15 protein-coding genes are annotated in these 18,667 nt (G+C 57.1%); 12 read left to right on the forward strand and 3 right to left on the reverse strand.

Annotated elements, in window-relative coordinates; all coding sequences use genetic code 11:
- Positions 1 to 5: 5 nt before the first annotated feature.
- The gene (locus AKL27_RS20915; protein WP_050464857.1) at positions 6 to 1,511 is read right to left on the reverse strand and encodes a DUF1800 domain-containing protein; all 1,506 of its coding nucleotides are present in this window, start codon (positions 1,509 to 1,511) and stop codon (positions 6 to 8) included.
- A gap of 428 nt (positions 1,512 to 1,939) precedes the next feature.
- Here AKL27_RS20915 and AKL27_RS20920 point away from each other — a divergent pair, with 428 nt between their 5' ends.
- The 3 genes from AKL27_RS20920 to AKL27_RS20930 all read left to right on the forward strand — a co-directional run bounded on the left by AKL27_RS20920 (position 1,940) and on the right by AKL27_RS20930 (position 4,787).
- On the forward strand, positions 1,940 to 3,226 hold the full coding sequence (locus tag AKL27_RS20920) for an EAL domain-containing response regulator (RefSeq protein ID WP_050464805.1): 1,287 nt from the start codon (positions 1,940 to 1,942) through the stop codon (positions 3,224 to 3,226).
- Positions 3,227 to 3,382: 156 nt separating this feature from the next.
- On the forward strand, positions 3,383 to 4,072 hold the full coding sequence (locus tag AKL27_RS20925; protein ID WP_050464806.1) for a response regulator transcription factor: 690 nt from the start codon (positions 3,383 to 3,385) through the stop codon (positions 4,070 to 4,072).
- A gap of 13 nt (positions 4,073 to 4,085) precedes the next feature.
- Complete coding sequence (locus AKL27_RS20930; protein WP_050464807.1) at positions 4,086 to 4,787, forward strand: response regulator; 702 nt, start codon at positions 4,086 to 4,088, stop codon at positions 4,785 to 4,787.
- Positions 4,788 to 4,797: 10 nt separating this feature from the next.
- On the opposite strand, the gene AKL27_RS20935 is transcribed toward AKL27_RS20930, so the two are convergent.
- Positions 4,798 to 5,262, reverse strand: a complete 465-nt coding sequence (locus tag AKL27_RS20935) for a rhodanese-like domain-containing protein (protein ID WP_050464808.1) — start codon at positions 5,260 to 5,262, stop codon at positions 4,798 to 4,800.
- Positions 5,263 to 5,640: 378 nt separating this feature from the next.
- On the opposite strand from AKL27_RS20935, the gene glnA reads away from it, so the two are divergent.
- The 4 genes from glnA (at position 5,641) to ntrC (ending at position 10,423) form a co-directional block, all read left to right on the forward strand.
- Entirely contained in the window at positions 5,641 to 7,056 is a 1,416-nt protein-coding gene (gene glnA / locus AKL27_RS20940) for a type I glutamate--ammonia ligase (protein ID WP_050464809.1), read from the forward strand.
- A 154-nt stretch (positions 7,057 to 7,210) separates the two neighbouring features.
- On the forward strand, positions 7,211 to 7,699 hold the full coding sequence (locus tag AKL27_RS20945) for a hypothetical protein (protein WP_050464810.1): 489 nt from the start codon (positions 7,211 to 7,213) through the stop codon (positions 7,697 to 7,699).
- Between the two features lie 104 nt (positions 7,700 to 7,803).
- Positions 7,804 to 8,877, forward strand: a complete 1,074-nt coding sequence (gene glnL, locus AKL27_RS20950; protein ID WP_050464811.1) for a nitrogen regulation protein NR(II) — start codon at positions 7,804 to 7,806, stop codon at positions 8,875 to 8,877.
- A gap of 64 nt (positions 8,878 to 8,941) precedes the next feature.
- Complete coding sequence (gene ntrC, locus AKL27_RS20955) at positions 8,942 to 10,423, forward strand: nitrogen regulation protein NR(I) (RefSeq protein WP_050464858.1); 1,482 nt, start codon at positions 8,942 to 8,944, stop codon at positions 10,421 to 10,423.
- 108 nt (positions 10,424 to 10,531) lie between these two features.
- On the opposite strand, the gene AKL27_RS20960 is transcribed toward ntrC, so the two are convergent.
- A complete protein-coding gene (locus AKL27_RS20960; protein ID WP_050464812.1) occupies positions 10,532 to 11,812 on the reverse strand; it encodes an MFS transporter in 1,281 nt (426 codons plus the stop codon).
- 545 nt (positions 11,813 to 12,357) lie between these two features.
- Between AKL27_RS20960 and AKL27_RS20965 the strand changes: the two genes are divergently transcribed.
- From AKL27_RS20965 to AKL27_RS20985, 5 genes are all read left to right on the forward strand, one after another.
- Positions 12,358 to 13,239, forward strand: a complete 882-nt coding sequence (locus AKL27_RS20965; RefSeq protein WP_050464813.1) for an isocitrate lyase/PEP mutase family protein — start codon at positions 12,358 to 12,360, stop codon at positions 13,237 to 13,239.
- A 70-nt stretch (positions 13,240 to 13,309) separates the two neighbouring features.
- Positions 13,310 to 14,464 carry a bifunctional 2-methylcitrate synthase/citrate synthase gene (prpC, locus tag AKL27_RS20970; protein WP_050464814.1) on the forward strand — a complete coding sequence of 385 codons (1,155 nt, stop codon included), beginning with the start codon at positions 13,310 to 13,312 and terminating at the stop codon, positions 14,462 to 14,464.
- Positions 14,465 to 14,556: 92 nt separating this feature from the next.
- On the forward strand, positions 14,557 to 14,952 hold the full coding sequence (locus tag AKL27_RS20975) for an MliC family protein (protein WP_050464815.1): 396 nt from the start codon (positions 14,557 to 14,559) through the stop codon (positions 14,950 to 14,952).
- 72 nt (positions 14,953 to 15,024) lie between these two features.
- Positions 15,025 to 16,476, forward strand: coding sequence for a bifunctional 2-methylcitrate dehydratase/aconitate hydratase (locus AKL27_RS20980; RefSeq protein ID WP_050464816.1), 1,452 nt, complete (start codon positions 15,025 to 15,027; stop codon positions 16,474 to 16,476).
- 231 nt (positions 16,477 to 16,707) lie between these two features.
- Positions 16,708 to 18,618 (forward strand): propionate--CoA ligase, encoded by a 1,911-nt coding sequence (locus AKL27_RS20985; protein WP_050464817.1) that lies wholly within the window; start codon positions 16,708 to 16,710, stop codon positions 18,616 to 18,618.
- The last annotated feature ends 49 nt before the right edge of the window (positions 18,619 to 18,667 follow it).

The following is an 18,667-nucleotide window of genomic DNA, read 5'->3' on the forward strand; positions in this document are numbered from 1 at the left end:
GATACCTACCGTTTCATGAAAGCCGGCCCGCCGAGAATCAGGCCGGTTTGCAGATTGACTGGCGCGGCCGCCACGGTATCCGCGTCTTCTTTGCTCAATATCGGCGTCAGGGTTTGTTCCAGCGCGGCGGTACTGATCGGTGCCACATCCGCTGCCGGTGGTGTGTTTTCCGGACGCGCAATCGGCGACTTGCCATTGCTCAGGCTGTTGGCGAAATTGATCCGGCGCAGAATCGCATCCGGCGTCAGCCATGTCTCTTGCGAATACTTGTAGCCCTCGGGTGTCAGCCAGCCATACAGTGGCTGGCCGAATTGCCGCAGCACGCCATCAACCGGTTTGATATTGACCACCGGTGTGGCCGTCGCGCGCAATGTCGAGATGACGTACTGATACGGTGTTTTGAATTGCGATTGGTAATTGCTGCGTGACCAGAATTGCGGACTGTTGAACAAGGTGTGCAGCACGGTCTTGATGTCGCCGTTACTGCTCAGAAAACTTTGCGTGAGTTTATCGACCAGTGCCGGGTCCGGCTGGTCGGAAACGAAATACTCGCTTAACTTGACGGCGATGAATCTGGCCGTGGCCGGGTGGTGCGCGAGAATGTCCAGCGCCGCTTCACCTTCCTGATAGCCATTGACTGCCAGCGGTTTGCCAAGAAATTGCTTGCTGCCATTGTCGTGCCGGCGCGGATTGAAGGCAAACGGTGTTGCGCCTTGCTGCATGCCGCGCTCATTGATGGTCCAGCCGGTCAGCACGCGTGCCAGCGTGATCACGTCATTCTGACTGTAACCGCCGTTGACGCCGAGCGTATGCAGCTCCATCAGTTCGCGCGCGTAATTTTCGTTGAGACCCTTGAAGCGGCCCTTGGCATCGGGCGTGTTGGCGCCGCTGCTGAGCCAGTTGTCGAGGTAGTACAACATGGCCGGATGATGTACCACGCTGCCCAGCAATTCGCGGAAATTTCCCAGGGCATACGGACGCACTGCATTTTTTTCGTAGTCGCCGGTCCAGTAGCGCACCCATTCCTTGCCTTCAAATACATTGAAGTGATTGAGCCAGAACTCGGTCATGACTTCTTGCAACTGGCGCGGACTTTCGGTCGCCAGCCATACGCGTGCCAGATGTGTTTGCGGAGTGATGTCGCGGGCGGCACGCTGCCGTGCCGCATTTTTTTCTTCCGGGCTGGCATCTTTGCCGGGAAATGACGGCGGTCCATACTGTACGTAGAGTTGCGTCGCGCTGAGCTGGTAGGTGGCAAGGCCGTCCAGTCTGGCTTGCAACTCGGGCGGCAGGGGAATGCGCTGGGGATTCAACTGCGCGTCGATATAGTTGCGGGCGCCCATTTTTTCGACGGCGGCGACGTCGCCCGGGCGTGGTCCGTATGCTAGCCGGTTCAATACATGAAGCGCTTGTTCCTGCGGATTCAGGGCCTGCGCCTGCGCGATCGAACTGAAACCGCAGAGCGCCAGAAGTGCCACGCGCACTACCGTAGTGTTGAGCGAAACGGGCATGATTTTTTTCTTGGTCGGGGAAAGTGATAATGGCTGCCGGATCAGTATGCGCAGGCTGGTGCGGGGCAGGTGTAATAAAGTGTAATGCGCCAGATCAGCCGGCAACGAGGTGCTTCCCTCGGAGTTTTTCATACTCTGCTGACATTTTGCTGAAGCGCCGGGATGGTTGGTAGCAAAGCGTCACAAATTCATTGCATGCCGGGAGGCCAGTGGCGGTCAGCCACATGCCCGCTTGCACCCGGCGCGGTGCGGTCGGATTTTTGTGCGGGCTCACGGAGAAACGATGATTTTTTCTTTCTGGCTGACGCCGCGCCGCGACAGCGGCCGCAATTGAGAGAATTCTCATATACGTTGACCGGGATGGGAAAGACAATGCAGGCCTGAACTACATGCCGGATTGGCAGCAGGAATAAATGGTGAGAGGGAAAATGTATACGATAGCGGACTTGTCGATTCTGGTGGTTGAAGATCAGCCACTGCAACGCGCATTCGCACTGGGGATGCTGGCCATGCTGGGCGCCGTCAATGTGCGTGAAGCCGAAGACGGTTTGCAGGCGACGGTGATGCTCAAGGAGCAGCCGGCCGATTTGATTTTTTGCGACATCGGCATGCCGAATATGGATGGTCCGCAATTTGTGCTGGCCCAGGTTGAGCATGCCCAGTCCGCGTCGGCGGGAACGCCGATGCCGATGTTGGTCTGGATGAGTGCGCTGGACTGTGGCGTCCGCGCGTCGCATATGCAAATGGCGCGTTCGGCCGGGTTTGAATTTGTCGAAGGCGTGGCCAAGCCGCTGGCATTGCAAGCGTTGCAGGAGTTGATCGGAGCCGCACTGGCGTGGCGTAATGCGGATCAGGTCCGTTATCGCCTTGAGCCGGCGTGCCGGCCGCTGGTGACCGAGCTGCGCGATGGCGGCAGCCGCGACATCGATATCAGTGAAGATGACATCATGCGCGTGATCTGCAACACCAGCGAGTTCGAGGTGTTGTACCAGCCGCAGGTGTCACTGGATACCCGGGTAATCATCGGCGCCGAAGCCATGGTGCGCTGGAATCATCCGCGCTTCAGCACGCAGACGGCGGAAAAATTCGTGACGTTGATCGAGCAGCAGGGGCTGGGGCTGATGCTTTTTTATCGTACTGTCAATCATGTGTTTAAGACACAACAGCAGTTGCAAAAAATCGGTTGTAATATTCCGATTTGGGTAAAGGCTTCGGCATTGACGCTGGAAGTGCCGGAAATCGCAGATTACCTGAGTGAGCGTCTGAGCAGATACCAGCTGCGGCCGTCGTTGCTGACGATAGGCGTATCGGAAAATGACCTGCCAAGTCAGGCACTGAAACTGGCGGCTTCCCTGAACCGTTTGCGCATCAAAGGTTTCGGGGTGGCGATTGACGATTTCGGCAGCGGCTTGTCGACCATGAAACTATTGTCGCAAATGCCATTTACCGAAATCCGGATTGACCGTTATTTTGTTGATCAGCTGTCGCGACAAACGCCATGCAAGGTAATGATCGAATCCATCATCGACATTGCCAGAAGACTGAATATCAAAGTCATGGCGGAGGGGGTAGAAAACAGCGGGCAACTGGAAGCCTTGCAGGCTCTGGGATGCAACTGCGGGCAGGGGGCCATCGCCGAGCCGATGATGCAAGGGGATTTCCTTACCAATATTGGTGCCAATCGTTTGTTCAGCGGTAACCTGATGAACGCCTGAGGCGCTGTGATCGCAATACGGCAGGGGGCGTTTGCAGCACCCGGCAGCCTGTGGCTGATGGTGCACCGGCATGTCTGCGACATGTCTGTGCAGGGGACGTCGGCGGTGATGCATCCGCAGATTTTTTTAACGAGAGCCTGGATAAAGGACGCCGTGATGACATGGACAGCAATCAAGCCGATCCGGATTGCATTATTGGACGATCATGCGGTAGTACGTCATGGTCTGGTTTCGCGTTTGACGGATGAGTCAGACTTCAGCGTGATCGGCGCCTATGCCACCAGCAAGGACATGATGGCGGCATTGCGGGCGGCACCCGCCGATGTGCTGTTGATCGATTATTCGCTGGGCATGAATGATATCGATGGCTTGAATCTTATTCGTGCCCTCAAGGTCCGTTTCACGGAAAGCAAAATCCTGGTGTCTTCATCGCATTACAATCCGGCCACGGTAGCGCTTGCCATGCGTGCCGGCGCGCGCGGCTTTGTCGGCAAGGAGCAGGAGTTGTCGGAGCTGGTGGCTGCCGTGCGCACGGTGGCGCTGGGACGGGTTCATCTGAATGCGGCCATGGCGGCCGAGCTGTCTTCCATGCTGTCGATCGACAATACGGAAACCGGAGGCGACAACATCACCACCGATTCGCTGACGCAGAATTCGGAATTGTCACCGCGCGAGCGGGAAGTGTTGCGCTGTTGTCTGGACGGCATGTCGGTGACCGAGATCGCCGAAAAATTTGCCCGCAGCGTCAAAACCATCAGCGGTCAGAAGCAATCGGCATTTCGCAAACTCGGCGTGCGCAATGACAGCGAGCTTTTCAAGATCGAGAACCAATTGCAGGATTTATAAGGCACCCGTGAACATGAGCGGTCTATTCAATACAACCCACCCGACGGTTCTTGTGGTCGATGATTCGGCCACGAGTCGCTTCGCGATAGATCGCCAGCTCAAAAAGTTGGGATGTGGCGTGACCTCGGCATCGGATGGCGCGTCGGCCCTCGGGGTACTGGCAACCTACCGCTTCGATCTGGTCTTGCTGGATTGTCAGATGCCGGATCTGGACGGCTACGAAGTCGCCCGGCAATTCCGGCTCAGAGAACGGAAAGGGGACGCGCCCTATACGCCGATCATCGCCATTTCGGGGGAAGCCGATGCCGAGCACATGCAACTGTGCCTGGACAGCGGCATGGATGGCGTGCTCGGCAAACCGTTGCCGGCAGAAGAACTGAAAAAAATGCTGGCGCTGTGGTGTGACTTCGATGTGCAGGCCGTGCCGCCATTGTCGATTGCAGAAGTGCGTGCGGTCGATTTGCCGGCACTGTTTCGCAGCACTTCTCGCGACGATATCAATGCCCTGCATGACGCCGTGACCCGCCGCGATCTGAGTGCGGTCAGACGGCTCGCGCATCGCATGAAAGGCGCCGCGCTTACCATGGATGCACATGCCATCGTCGAGACACTGGTGCGGCTGGAGATGCTGGCGGCCCAGACCACGCCGGTGCCAGCGGAGACGTTATCGGCAGAGGTCCGGGAACTTGGCAAGCAGTTGCTGGCTTACCGCTGAGATCCGTATTTCAGGCACCGGTCCACGGCAGGCCGGCATGGCACCATCCCTCGACGGTCTTGCGATGGCCTGCGGCATCCTTGTTGCCTTCAAAACCTTCCAGAATGTCAAAGCAATGCAGGTAGCCGTTTTCGGTTGCCAGTTTGGCCGCATGCCGTGAGCGCACGCCGGAGCGGCAAAGAAACAGCAGCGTTTCATTCTTTTGCGCAGCCTGCGCCAGTTGCTCAAGGAAGGCCGGATTGGGCGTGCTTTCCGGATAGAGATTCCATTGCACCGCCACTTGCTGAGACGCCGGCAGCGTCGGGAAGCCGATCCAGTCCCGCTCTGCTTTGGTGCGCACGTCAACCAGTCTGACGCCGGGGTCTTGTTGCAACAAAGCAAATGCTTCTTGCGGCGTCACGGCGCCGGCGTAGGGCAGGGCGCCAGACTGGGCTCGTTGAGTGGCAGAAGTCAAAACAGCATCTTTGGTCGTCATTGCAGTTCCTGGTCAGTGGTTTGTCACGATTATAGTAATTTTGTGCAGATCACGCCTCAGCGCCACTTATGGTGCAAAAACGCACCATAAAAAAGCAAAGCAAAGAATTTGAATTAATTTGGTGCAAATATCGTAATTTGCACCAAATTAATGCGATCATTTTCCCTGCTGTGGCGGCCTGTCGGCGCGCTTTCTGCAATTACTCCCTAAAATATACCTCTGTACCCGATACAACGCGGTTGGTGGCATGGAATCTGCTATCATTTCTGGCTGAGTTCTGACGCACTAACTGTTAGCTGTTACAGGCTGCACAAGCATGTAGTTGGCTCATAACCCAATTCGCAAATTTATACTACTTCCTCGTTTTAGGAGATTCGCATGGCAAGGACGGCCGCAGAAGTTTTGAAGTTGGTTAAGGACAATGAAGTCAAGTTTGTTGACTTTCGCTTTGCCGACACCCGGGGTAAAGAACAGCACGTAACGGTGCCAGTTTCCCATTTCGATATCGACAAATTTGAATCCGGTCATGCATTTGACGGTTCGTCGATTGCCGGCTGGAAGGGTATCGAAGCTTCCGACATGCTGCTGATTCCTGATCCGAACACAGCCAACATCGATCCGTTCATGGAAGAAACCACATTGTTCATGCAATGTGACGTGATCGAGCCTGCCGATGGCAAGGGCTATGACCGTGATCCACGCTCCATCGCCAAGCGCGCTGAAGCCTATCTGAAATCCTCCGGCCTGGGCGATACCGCCTACTTCGGTCCGGAACCGGAATTCTTCATTTTTGACGGTGTGCGCTGGGGCGCAGACATGTCCGGTTCGTTCGTCAAGATCGAATCCGAAGAAGCGGCATGGAGTACCGGTGCCAAGCTCGAAGGCGGCAACAGCGGTCACCGTCCTACCGTCAAGGGCGGTTACTTCCCGGTTCCTCCGGTCGACAGCTTCCAGGACATGCGTTCGGAAATGTCGCTGATCATCGAAGCCCTGGGCATTCCGGTTGAAGTGCATCACCACGAAGTTGCCGGCGCCGGTCAGAATGAACTGGGTACCCGCTTCTCGACGCTGGTAGAGCGCGCTGACTGGACCCAGACCATGAAGTACGTGATCTGGAACGTGGCACACACCTACGGCAAGACCGCGACTTTCATGCCGAAGCCACTGGTTGGCGACAACGGTTCGGGCATGCACGTGCACCAATCGGTCTGGAAAGATGGCAAGAACCTGTTCGCCGGCGACGGCTATGCCGGCCTGTCCGAATTCGCCCTGTTCTACATCGGCGGCATCATCAAGCATGCCAAGGCACTGAACGCGATCACCAATCCAGGTACCAACTCGTACAAACGTCTGGTTCCAGGTTTCGAAGCGCCGGTCAAGCTGGCTTACTCGGCACGCAACCGTTCGGCATCGATCCGTATTCCGCACGTTGCCAATCCGAAGGGTCGTCGTATCGAAACCCGTTTCCCGGATCCGCTGGCGAATCCGTACCTGTGCTTCTCCGCACTGCTGATGGCAGGTCTGGACGGCGTGCAGAACAAGATTCATCCGGGCGAAGCTGCTTCGAAGGATCTGTACCATCTGCCACCGGAAGAAGACAAGCTGATCCCGACCGTGTGTTCTTCGCTGGAAGAAGCGCTGGAACACCTGAACAAGGATCGCGAGTTCCTGACCCGCGGCGGCGTCTTCACTGACAGCATGATCGATGCGTATCTGGACCTGAAGGGCCAGGAAGTACAGCGCTATCGCATGACGACGCACCCGATCGAATTCGACATGTATTACTCGCTGTAATCCATATCGCTGATGATTGAAAAAAAAGGGAAGCTTGCTTCCCTTTTTTTGTTTTCCGGCAGTCGTTTTTTGCCCGGGCCGGCCCGTATCTGCTGATTTGTCCACAGGGAAATATTGACATACACTTATCATTATTTTCTTGCGGAGCAGGCCGATGAAACCATGTTCACGTCTGTTGTCGATGCTGCTGCTGACGTCCGCAGCAAGTACCGTGGCCGCAGCGGCCAATGAAGTCTATCGCTGCGTGGATGCCAATGGTCTCGCGGAATACCGCAACAGCGGCGCCGGCAAGGATTGTCGGAAAGTGACTCTGCCGGGATTGACGGCCGCGCCGCCGGCCAGGCCGGTTACTGCAGGCAAGCCGCCGGCTGCGGCAGCAGCGGGATTTCCCAAGCGCGATGCCAGTGCCAGGCAGGCCGGCGATGATGACCGGCGCCAGATACTGCTCAACGAGCTGAGCAACGAAGAGAAGAAACGCGCGGCATTGCAGGCGGAGTTCAATAACGGTGAACCGGAACGCCGCGGCGATGAACGCAATTATGCAAAATATCAGGAGCGCGTGCAGACGCTCAAGGATGCGCTGGCACGCAGCGACCGCAATATCGAAGCGCTCAGACGCGAGCTTGGCGGCATCAGACAATAAGCTTGCCCGCTTCTTGCTTTCTTGAATGACAGCCGCTTGCCACTGGTGATTGCATCATGGCAAGCGAAGTTGCCGACCTGACCGCGGCTTTTATCATGAAAAGAATGAAAACTACATTACCTTCACTTGACGGGCTGGACCTGCTGGCTTCGGCCGTCATCATTCTCGATGCCGATGGCGGCATCGTGTACGCCAACGCCGCCGCAGAAAACCTGCTGGAGAGTTCGTTCAAAGTCTTGTCGCAGCAAAAGCTCAGCGAGCTCTTCCTGAATGGCAAAGAACTGGTGCATCTGTTTTCGCAGGCAGTGGAACATCAGTTTGCCGACAAGCGGCTGGACCTCGTGCTGGAGCGGGTCGGGCGCGAAGCCTTGCAGGTGCACGCCATCGTCACGGCACTGGAAAATCCGGAGATGCCGGTGTTGCTGGAGTTGCGTGAAAACGTACAGCAACTCAAGCTGGATCGCGAAGAACGTTTGCTGGACCAGAGTCAGGCCAACAAAGAACTGATCCGCAACCTCGCGCACGAAATCAAGAACCCGCTGGGCGGCATTCGCGGCGCGGCGCAATTGCTGGAACTGGAATTGCCGGAGCGCCACCTGAAAGAATTGCGCGAATACACGCAGGTCATCATCAAGGAAGCCGACCGCCTGCAGACGCTGGTGGATCGCCTGCTGGCGCCACACCGGCGACCGCATATCGTCGGCGACGTCAACATCCATGAAGTATGCGAGCGCGTGCGCAGCCTGATTCTGGCCGAGTTCCCGAGCGGGCTGATGATTCGCCGCGATTACGATTTGTCGATTCCGGAATTCCGTGGTGACAAGGAGCAATTGATTCAGGCGCTGCTGAACATCGTGCATAACGCTGCCCAGGCGCTGGCCGAACGTATCGCGGCCGGCGATGCCGAACTGATTTTGCAAACGCGAGTGAGTCGTCAGATCACGCTGGCCAAGGTCCGTTACCGGCTGGCACTAGACTTGCATATCATCGATAACGGCCCCGGTATCTCACCCGACATCCAGGACCGCATTTTTTACCCGCTGGTTTCAGGACGAGAGGGAGGAAGCGGATTGGGGTTGACTCTGGCGCAGACATTCGTGCAGCAGCACATGGGTGTGATCGAATGCGAGAGTCGGCCGGGATACACGGATTTCAGAATATTGATACCGCTGCCGTGACGGGCAGCAGATCAAGAGGCAGCCATGTCGGATGCCGCTCAATCACTCGCAGGAAAAGATACATATGAAACCAATCTGGATTGTTGACGACGACGAATCAATACGCTGGGTACTCGAAAAGGCCCTGGCGCGCGAAAATCTCGCCACGCAAAGTTTTTCCAGTGCGCGTGATGCCATGCAGGCACTGCAAACCAGCATGCCGCAGGTACTGGTTTCGGACATCCGGATGCCGGGTGCCTCCGGTCTGGAATTGCTGCAAGCGATCAAGGCCAAGCACCCGGGGATTCCGGTCATCATCATCACGGCATTTTCCGATCTCGATTCTGCAGTCTCGGCGTTCCAGGGTGGTGCATTCGAATACCTGGCCAAGCCGTTTGACGTCGATAAAGCGGTCGAACTGATACGCCGTGCACTAGAAGAGAGCTTGCGGGAAGCCGATGTTGAGCAAGCCTCTGCCAATGCACCGGAAATACTCGGTCAGGCACCGGCCATGCAAGATGTGTTTCGCGCCATCGGTCGCTTGTCGCAATCGAACGTCACGGTATTGATCACCGGTGAATCCGGTTCCGGCAAGGAGCTGGTGGCGCGTGCATTGCACAAGCACAGCCCGCGCGCGGCGCAACCGTTCGTGGCATTGAACACCGCGGCCATTCCCAAGGATCTGCTGGAATCGGAACTGTTCGGACATGAGCGCGGCGCTTTCACCGGCGCCCAGGCAATGCGGCGTGGCCGGTTTGAACAAGCCGAAGGCGGCACACTGTTTCTCGATGAAATCGGCGACATGCCGCTGGACTTGCAGACCCGTCTGTTGCGCGTGCTGTCGGATGGGCATTTCTACCGGGTCGGCGGTCATCAGTCACTCAAGGCGAATGTGCGCGTGATCGCCGCGACGCACCAGAATCTCGAACACCGGGTACGCGAAGGCTTGTTCCGCGAAGACTTGTATCACCGTCTCAATGTGATCCGTCTGCGCTTGCCGAGTTTGCGTGAACGCAGTGAAGACATTCCGATTCTGGCACGCCATTTCCTGACGCAGAGTGCACGGCAGTTGGGAGTGGAAGCCAAGCGCTTGTCACCGCAGGCGATGCAGTTCTTGTCGCAACTGGAATTGCCCGGCAACGTGCGTCAACTGGAAAATCTGTGCAACTGGATTACCGTGATGGCGCCGGGGCAGACCGTGGAAGTCAAGGACTTGCCGCAGGAACTGATCGAAGAACAAAGCACCACGATGCAGGCCACTACTGCACCGACTGTCGCATTTGCGGCGCCGGTGGCGGAACTGCGCGTCAGCGCCGGGGTGGCGTTGGATGGTGAGCGGCATAGCTGGATCAGTTTGCTGGAAACCGAAGCGGCGCAGATGCTGAGTCAGGATCGTCCGGAAGTGATGGATATTCTGGGGCGTCAGTTTGAGGCGGCATTGATCAAGATAGCGCTCAAGCATACCCATGGTCGCAAGAATGATGCGGCAGTGCGGCTCGGTATTGGTCGCAATACCATCACCAGAAAAATTCAAGAGTTGGGCATCGGCGGCGCCGAAGACGATTGATGGTCGGTACTGCTGAAGGGGAAGCTGAAACGGGAACCGCAAGGTTCCCGCTTTTTTATGTCTGCTGCCGCCAGCCGTACCGGAGCGGTATGGCTGGCGTGATCCGGATCAGCGGATCTTGAGGCGATAGCGCGCCGCGAGGGTGGCGATCACGCTCAGTACGGCACCGAAGATGACGAAGAAGCTGACGGCCAGCTTGTTGCCGGTCGACTGAATCAGCCAGGTAATGATGAGGCCGGCAAAGCCGCCGAAAATCATCACCGCGATGTTATAGCTGAGCGACATGCCGGTACCGCGGGTTTGCACCGGGAAGATATCCGACAGCAGTGCCGGCATGGCGGCAAAGTAAGCAGTCATCAGGACGCCGATCACGATTTGCAGCAACAGCAAATTGCCGAAGGTCGGATTGCCGGTCAAGAACACGAACATCGGATACGTCATCACCACGAACAACACGCTGCTGGCCAGCATGAACGGGGTGCGGCCATATTGATCCGACAGCTTGCCGACGAGGGGCGACGCCAGCATCATGATCAGACCGGAAATCAGCGTGGCAGCGTACGACGACCATGCCGGCATGCCCAATTGCTTGATGGCATAGGTCGGCATGTACAAGGCCAGATATACCGATACCGTCGCCATGATCACGCAGCCGGTGCCGATCAGCAGACGCTCCTTTTGTTGCGTGAACATGTCACGCAGCGGTGTTTCGGTACGCTCAGCAGCGGCGAATTCCGGCGACTCTTCCAGATGGCGGCGAATATAAAAGCCGGCTGGTCCGATCAGCAAACCGAACAGGAATGGAATGCGCCAGCCCCAGTCGTACAACTGTTCGACTGTCAGCCAGCCATTGAGGCCGGCGCCGAAGGCGGCTGCCAGCAGCAGGCTCAAGCCCTGGCTGGCGACCTGCCAGCTGGAAAAGAAGCCGCGTCGATGTGGCGCGTGTTCGACCAGAAATGCGGTCGAGCTGCCGAACTCGCCACCCGCCGAGAAACCCTGAATCAGGCGTGCCAGCACGATGCCGGCCGGTGCCCACAAACCGATGCTGGCATAGGTCGGCATGAAGGCGATCAGCGCGGTGCCGATGGTCATCAGCAGAATCGACAGCGACAGTGCGGCTTTGCGGCCGACGCGGTCAGAGTAGGCGCCAAGAATGACGGCGCCGAGCGGGCGCATGAAAAAGGACACACCGAAGGTGGCGAACGTCACCAACAGGGATACGGTTTCATTGTCGGTCGGGAAGAACAGTTTGGCGATGACCACGGCGAAGGCGCCGTAAATCAGGATGTCGAACCATTCGAGCGCATTGCCGATGGACGAGGAAATAACGGCGCGCCATGCTTGCGGATGGATTTGATCCTGCTGGCTGTTGGTAGTACTGCTGGTCATGAAGTCTCCGGATAAGAGCGATGGGTACGGGGTCCCGGGTCGCGGGATGGGCGGCAGTCTGGGCTGCGTCAGATGGTTAGCGCAGATGCCGGTAATATTTCTGCTTGTTATTTGTTCTGATATTTATCCATATTATTTCTAGGTAATGCGCGAGGGTAAGACGCGTAACGAGTCCTTGTCAATCGGCTATTGCATGGGCCTTCGCCGGCGAGGCTGAAACGCATTTGTCGCCACCGCTCAGGACCGCATGACGTCGCTGTCATTGCATCGCGGCAGGGGGACAGAAGCGGTGTTGCAAAAGAAAATGCGGTGTTTCGCCGCATTGTTTCAATTGTTTCAAATGCAACGTCGTCAGCAGGTAAATGGCATTGATCAGAAATGTTGTCGCTTATTTATCGCCGTGGATAAGCCGTTGATTTCATGAAATTTTGTCGTTGCCCGGCAGGAGCGCCGGCCGCAGATTCCCCGTTTTGGCCGCAGATGGCACGGCCATTGCAATAAAAGGAGCAATCACATCGGTGAAACAATTCTGTCAAAGGACTTTTATGACTACCAATTCAAAAACCACCAAGCAGATTCTGCTCGAAAAGGTTAACGCGCGACGCGGCATGCTGGTGCCAGGCGCGTTCAATGCCTTGTCGGCACGCGTCATCGCCGATCTCGGATTCGAGGCGCTGTACATCACCGGGGCCGGCGTCACCAACATGTATTTCGGCATGCCGGATCAAGGCTTCATCGGCCTCAATGAACTGGCTGACCACACCGCGCGTATCCGCGATGCGGTCGAGATTCCGCTGATCGTGGACGCCGACACCGGCTTCGGCAATGCGCTCAATGTGCGTCACACCATCCGTACGCTGGAGCGCGCCGGCGCCGATGCAGTGCAACTGGAAGATCAGGTATCGCCCAAGCGTTGCGGCCACTTCAATGGCAAGGAAGTGATTTCCTGTGCCGAGATGGTCGGCAAGATTCATGCGGCCGTTGATGCCCGCACCAATGAAGGCATGCTGATCATGGCGCGTACCGATGCGCGCAGTGTGCATGGTTTTGAAGATGCGATGGAGCGTGCTGCGCGCTATAGCGAAGCCGGCGCCGATATCCTGTTTGTGGAAGCGACCGAAACTGCCGAAGAAATTCGCCGCCTGCCGCAAGTGCTGGACAAGCCGCAATTGGTCAATCTGGTGATCGGCGGCAAGACCCCGATTTTCAGCGCGGATGAATTGGCCGGCATGGGCTATGGCATCGTGTTGTACGCCAATGCCGCGTTGCAGGGTGCGGTGGCCGGCATGCAAAAGGCGCTGACCGTGCTGCGCGATACGCACCGTCTCGATGAAGACCCGAATTTCGTGACGCCGTTTGCCGAGCGTCAGCGTCTGGTCAACAAGCCGATGTTCGATTTGCTGGAAAAAAAGTACAGCGACAAATGATAGCCGGCCGCGCCCGTCATGAACCTGGCGGCGCGACCGTCCAAGCCGATAACACTGGAAGGAGATTGTAATGAGCGAGCAACAAGCAGCAGGTTTCAAACCAAAAAAATCCGTCGCGCTGTCTGGCGTCACTGCCGGTAACACCGCACTGTGTACCGTGGGCAAGACCGGTAACGACCTGCACTACCGCGGCTATGACATTCTGGATGTGGCCGACAGCTGTGAATTCGAAGAAATCGCCCATCTGCTGGTGCACGGCAAGTTGCCGACCGCAGCCGAACTGAAGGCATACAAGATCAAACTCAAGGCCTTGCGCGGTGTCCCTGCCAACGTCAAGACTGCACTCGAAAGCTTGCCGGCATCATCGCACCCGATGGATGTCATGCGTACAGGTGTGTCGGTGCTGGGCTGTGTGCTGCCGGAAAAAGATGACCACAATACGCCGGGCGCACGCGATATCGCGGATCGCCTGATGGCCTCGCTGGGGTCGATGTTGTTGTACTGGTATCACTTCAGCCATAACGGCAAGCGCATCGAAGTCGAAACCGACGACGAATCGATCGGCGCCCATTTCCTGCATTTGCTGCATGGCAAGAAGCCGTCGGCGCTGTGGGAAAAGGCCATGCATACCTCGCTGATCCTGTACGCAGAGCATGAATTCAACGCTTCGACCTTTACCGGCCGCGTCATTGCCGGCACCGGTTCCGACATGCATTCCGCCATCACCGGCGCGATTGGCGCGCTGCGCGGCCCCAAGCATGGCGGCGCCAACGAAGTGGCGTTTGAAATCCAGAAACGTTACGACAATCCGGACGAAGCGGAAGCCGATATCAAGCGTCGCGTCGAAAACAAGGAAGTCGTGATCGGTTTCGGTCATCCGGTGTACACCATCTCCGACCCGCGCAACAAGGTCATCAAGGAGGTGGCGCGCAATCTGTCCAATGATGCCGGCTCGCTGAAGATGTTTGACATTGCCGAACGTCTGGAAACGGTAATGTGGGACATCAAGAAAATGTTCCCGAATCTGGACTGGTTCTCGGCCGTGTCGTATCACATGATGGGCGTACCGACTGCCATGTTTACGCCATTGTTCGTGATTGCCCGTACTTCGGGCTGGGCTGCGCATATCATCGAACAGCGCATCGACAACAAGATCATTCGTCCGTCGGCCAATTATGTCGGCCCGGAAGATCTGAAGTTCGTGCCGATCGATCAGCGCAAGTAGGCAGCCGCAGCGGCAGTAAAAAGTGGTGTGTGTATCAGGGGATTTGGTAATATGCGGTCCATTATCCCCTGATCAATTGCACTGGAATCATGATGAATGCTCTGAAACTCTCTTTCGCCCTGACCTTGCCTGCGCTGCTGGCAGCCTGCGCTTCCTCGCCATTGCCGATTGCCGAAACCAAACCGGCACCGATTGCGGCCTTGCCGGTGGCGATCCAGCCAGCCTGGGCAGCGAGCCTGAAGACCGGCAATTTTTCCTGCGACATGGGCAACCGGGTGGACGTCAAGTTCGAAGACAAAAGCAACGAAAGCATGACGCTGGTCTGGAAGGGCAGCAGCTACAAGATGACATCGGTATCGACATCGACCGGCGCCTTGCGCTTTGAAAACAAGGGCGATGGTCTGGTCTGGATTCAGATCCCGGCCAAATCGATGTTGCTCAATGCCAAGCTTGGTCAGCAACTGGCCAATGAATGCAAGGTCAGATAACAGCGCCTGTCCGGCAGCATAAAACTGGCCCGGGCGGCGCGTTATTTTCATTTTTCAGTGAATGGAAAAAACATGTCCGGGTCTGTTGCCAAGGGTCGTCCCAAGTATGATCAGGTACTGGTCGATATCGTCGACTATGTCACCCGATACAAGATTGTTTCGAAAGTTGCCTACGATACGGCCCGCAATTGCCTGATCGATACCTTGGGCTGCGGTCTCGAAGCTCTCACCTATCCCGCCTGTAAAAAACTGATGGGGCCGCTGGTGCCGGGCACCATCGTGCCCAATGGCGCGCGCGTCCCGGGCACCCGGTTTCAGCTTGATCCGGTGCAGGCGGCATTCAATATCGGCGCCATGATCCGCTGGCTCGATTTCAACGATACCTGGCTGGCAGCGGAGTGGGGTCATCCCTCCGATAATCTGGGCGGCATCCTGGCGACTGCCGACTGGTTGTCGCGCAATGCCGTGGCCGCCGGCAAGCCACCGCTCAGCATGAAAGACGTGCTGGGCGCGATGATCAAGGCGCACGAAATCCAGGGCTGTATTGCGCTTGAGAATTCCTTCAATAAAGTGGGATTGGATCATGTGGTGCTGGTCAAGGTGGCATCGACGGCGGTGGTCGCCGGCATGCTCGGGCTGAGCCGCGAAGAAATTCTCAATGCGGTATCGCTGGCGTGGGTCGACGGGCAATCGCTGCGCACCTATCGCCATGCGCCGAATGCCGGTTCACGCAAATCGTGGGCGGCTGGCGACGCCACCTCGCGCGCGGTGCGTCTGGCATTGATCGCCCAGACCGGCGAGATGGGTTATCCCTCCGTATTGACGGCCAAAACCTGGGGCTTTTACGACGTGTCGTTCAAGGGTCAGCCATTCGTATTCCAGCGCAAGTACGCTTCCTATGTAATGGAAAACGTGTTGTTCAAAATTTCCTTCCCGGCCGAGTTCCACGCGCAGACCGCGGCAGAAGCGGCAATGACGCTGCACGCCCAACTGCGCAAGGCAGGTCGCCAGGCCGAAGATATCCGCAAGATCACGATCCGCACCCATGAAGCCTGCCTGCGCATCATCGATAAACAGGGACCGTTGAATAATCCGGCGGACCGCGATCACTGCATTCAATACATGGTGGCAGTCCCCCTGATTTTCGGCCGGCTGACGGCTGCCGATTACGAAGATGCGGTGGCCGGCGACAAGCGCATCGATGTCTTGCGCAGCAAGATTGTCTGCGTTGAAGATCCTGCTTACACCAGGGATTATCACGATCCGGCCAAGCGGTCGATTGCCAATGCGCTGACGATTGAATTCAAGGATGGCAAGCAATTCAAGGAAGTGGTGGTGGAATATCCGATTGGTCATGCGCGCCGTCGCCAGGAAGGCATTCCGCTGCTGGAACAAAAATTCAAGACCAATCTGGCGCGCCAGTTCCCGCCGCGCCAACAACAACAGATTCTGGATGTCTCGCTCAACCAGAAAAAACTCGAAGCGATGTCAGTCAACGATTATGTGGATCTGTATGTGATCTGAGCGTGATCCGAGCTTTGCCGGTGACAGCGGATTGCGCATCTGACGGATGCCGGGCCGGTGGCTTTTTCGTGCGCGTCGATAACGCGAAATTCTCTTGCATCTCTTTGTTTTGCAAGGGATTTTTTTGTGATCCGTTCAGTTTTGCGTAAGCTTGAAATGGGACACTGCATGCAGAAAAAGCAGCACACAGATGCGGCTTGCACGACAGACATACTACGATGAGGAGATCCCATGAATTTCGACAGTTTTTACCGGCAATCAATCGACGATCCGAACACCTTCTGGGCGAACGAAGCGCGTCGCATCGACTGGCACCAGCCCTTCACCAACACCCTGGATTATTCGCGGCCGCCATTCGCGCGTTGGTTCATCGACGGTCAAACCAACCTGTGTCATAACGCGATTGACCGCCACTTGCCGGCCCGTGCCGAACAGGCGGCACTGATCGCGATCTCGACGGAAACCGGTACTGAAAAAACCTACTCGTTCGGCGCATTGCACGCCGAAGTCAATCGCATGGCAGCGATCATGCTGGCGCAAGGTGTAGCACAAGGCGACCGTGTTTTGATCTATATGCCGATGATTGCGGAAGCAGTGTTTGCCATGCTGGCATGCGCCCGTATCGGCGCCGTGCATTCCGTGGTGTTCGGCGGCTTTGCGTCGAACAGCCTGGCCAGCCGGATTGATGATGCGCAACCGAAACTGATCGTGTCGGCCGACGCCGGTTCGCGCGGCGGCAAAGTAGTAGCTTATAAGGGGTTGCTGGATGAGGCGATTCGTCTGGCGCAACACAAGCCGGCGCACGTCTTGCTGGTGGATCGCGGTCTGGCCGAGATGCCGCGCACGGCTGGCCGCGATCTCGACTACAGCGCGTTGCGTCAGCAATATCTGGATGCGCAAGTGCCGGTGACCTGGCTGGAGTCGAATCAGCCTTCGTATATTCTGTACACCTCCGGCACCACCGGCAAACCGAAAGGGGTGCAGCGTGACGTCGGCGGTTATGCGGTGGCGCTGGCGGCGTCGATGCAGCATGTGTTTTGCGGCAATCCCGGTGAGGCCTATTTCTGTACTTCGGATATCGGTTGGGTGGTCGGTCATTCCTATATTGTGTATGGTCCGCTGATTGCCGGCATGGCCACCGTGTTGTATGAGGGCTTGCCGGTACTGGCGCGCGCGGCCGGCGAGGCGCAGGCCGATGCCGGTATCTGGTGGCGCATTGTCGAAAAATACAAGGTCACCCGCATGTTTTCGGCACCGACCGCGATTCGCGTATTGAAGAAGCAGCCGCCGGAATTCATGAGCAAGTACGATCTGTCATCATTGAAGGCGTTGTATCTGGCCGGCGAGCCGCTGGATGAAACCACCTCCAGCTGGATTTCCTCGGCCTTGCAGGTACCAATCATCGATAACTACTGGCAAACCGAAAGCGGCTGGCCGATCTTGTCGATTGCCAAGGGCATCGAAGACAAGCCAACCAAACTGGGCAGCCCCGGCGTGCCGCTGTATGGCTACCGCATGCACATCATCGATGAAGCCACGGGTGAGGCATGCGGACCCAATCAAAAGGGCGTGGTGACGATTGAAGGGCCGCTGCCGCCCGGTTGCATGCAGACCATCTATGGTGACGATGAACGCTTCGTCAAAACCTATTGGTCCAATTTCCCGCGCATGGCGTATTCGACGTTTGACTGGGGCATTCGCGACGAAGACGGGTATTACTTCATCCTCGGCCGCACCGACGATGTCATCAATGTGGCCGGCCACCGGCTGGGGACGCGGGAAATTGAAGAGAGCATTTCATCGCATCCGAATGTGTCGGAAGTGGCCGTGGTCGGCGTGGAAGACAAACTCAAAGGGCAGGTCGCGATTGCCTTCGTGATCCCCAAAAATGCCGACAGTACCGCCAGCAAGGAACAGAAGCAGGCTTTCGAGGCCGAAGTGATGCGGGTGGTCGACAAACAGATCGGCGCAGTCGGGCGTCCGGCCCGGGTGCTGGTGGTAAGCCTGTTGCCCAAGACCCGTTCCGGCAAGTTGTTGCGGCGTTCGATTCAGGCCATCTGCGAAGGCCGCGATCCGGGCGACCTGACCACCATCGAAGATCCGACCTCGTTGCAGCAAATCCGGCAAGCGCTGGAAAACTGAAGCCGGTCCGGCAGTATTTGGCGACGCCGCCGGCCGGGCGTCGCCAATT

This window comes from Herbaspirillum autotrophicum, assembly GCF_001189915.1.
Classification (GTDB): Bacteria; Pseudomonadota; Gammaproteobacteria; order Burkholderiales; family Burkholderiaceae_D; genus Herbaspirillum; species Herbaspirillum autotrophicum.

Excerpts from the sequence above, each read along its gene's own strand:
- AKL27_RS20920 (WP_050464805.1), top strand. The coding sequence starts at position 1,940 with ATGTATACGATAGCGGACTTGTCGATTCTGGTGGTTGAAGATCAGCCA.
- AKL27_RS20925 (WP_050464806.1), top strand. The coding sequence starts at position 3,383 with ATGACATGGACAGCAATCAAGCCGATCCGGATTGCATTATTGGACGAT.
- AKL27_RS20985 (WP_050464817.1), top strand. The coding sequence starts at position 16,708 with ATGAATTTCGACAGTTTTTACCGGCAATCAATCGACGATCCGAACACC.
- AKL27_RS20930 (WP_050464807.1), top strand. The coding sequence starts at position 4,086 with ATGAGCGGTCTATTCAATACAACCCACCCGACGGTTCTTGTGGTCGAT.
- AKL27_RS20965 (WP_050464813.1), top strand. The coding sequence starts at position 12,358 with ATGACTACCAATTCAAAAACCACCAAGCAGATTCTGCTCGAAAAGGTT.
- AKL27_RS20980 (WP_050464816.1), top strand. The coding sequence starts at position 15,025 with ATGTCCGGGTCTGTTGCCAAGGGTCGTCCCAAGTATGATCAGGTACTG.
- AKL27_RS20935 (WP_050464808.1), bottom strand. The coding sequence starts at position 5,262 with ATGACGACCAAAGATGCTGTTTTGACTTCTGCCACTCAACGAGCCCAG.
- AKL27_RS20945 (WP_050464810.1), top strand. The coding sequence starts at position 7,211 with ATGAAACCATGTTCACGTCTGTTGTCGATGCTGCTGCTGACGTCCGCA.
- glnL (WP_050464811.1), top strand. The coding sequence starts at position 7,804 with ATGAAAACTACATTACCTTCACTTGACGGGCTGGACCTGCTGGCTTCG.
- ntrC (WP_050464858.1), top strand. The coding sequence starts at position 8,942 with ATGAAACCAATCTGGATTGTTGACGACGACGAATCAATACGCTGGGTA.
- prpC (WP_050464814.1), top strand. The coding sequence starts at position 13,310 with ATGAGCGAGCAACAAGCAGCAGGTTTCAAACCAAAAAAATCCGTCGCG.
- AKL27_RS20915 (WP_050464857.1), bottom strand. The coding sequence starts at position 1,511 with ATGCCCGTTTCGCTCAACACTACGGTAGTGCGCGTGGCACTTCTGGCG.
- AKL27_RS20960 (WP_050464812.1), bottom strand. The coding sequence starts at position 11,812 with ATGACCAGCAGTACTACCAACAGCCAGCAGGATCAAATCCATCCGCAA.
- AKL27_RS20975 (WP_050464815.1), top strand. The coding sequence starts at position 14,557 with ATGAATGCTCTGAAACTCTCTTTCGCCCTGACCTTGCCTGCGCTGCTG.
- glnA (WP_050464809.1), top strand. The coding sequence starts at position 5,641 with ATGGCAAGGACGGCCGCAGAAGTTTTGAAGTTGGTTAAGGACAATGAA.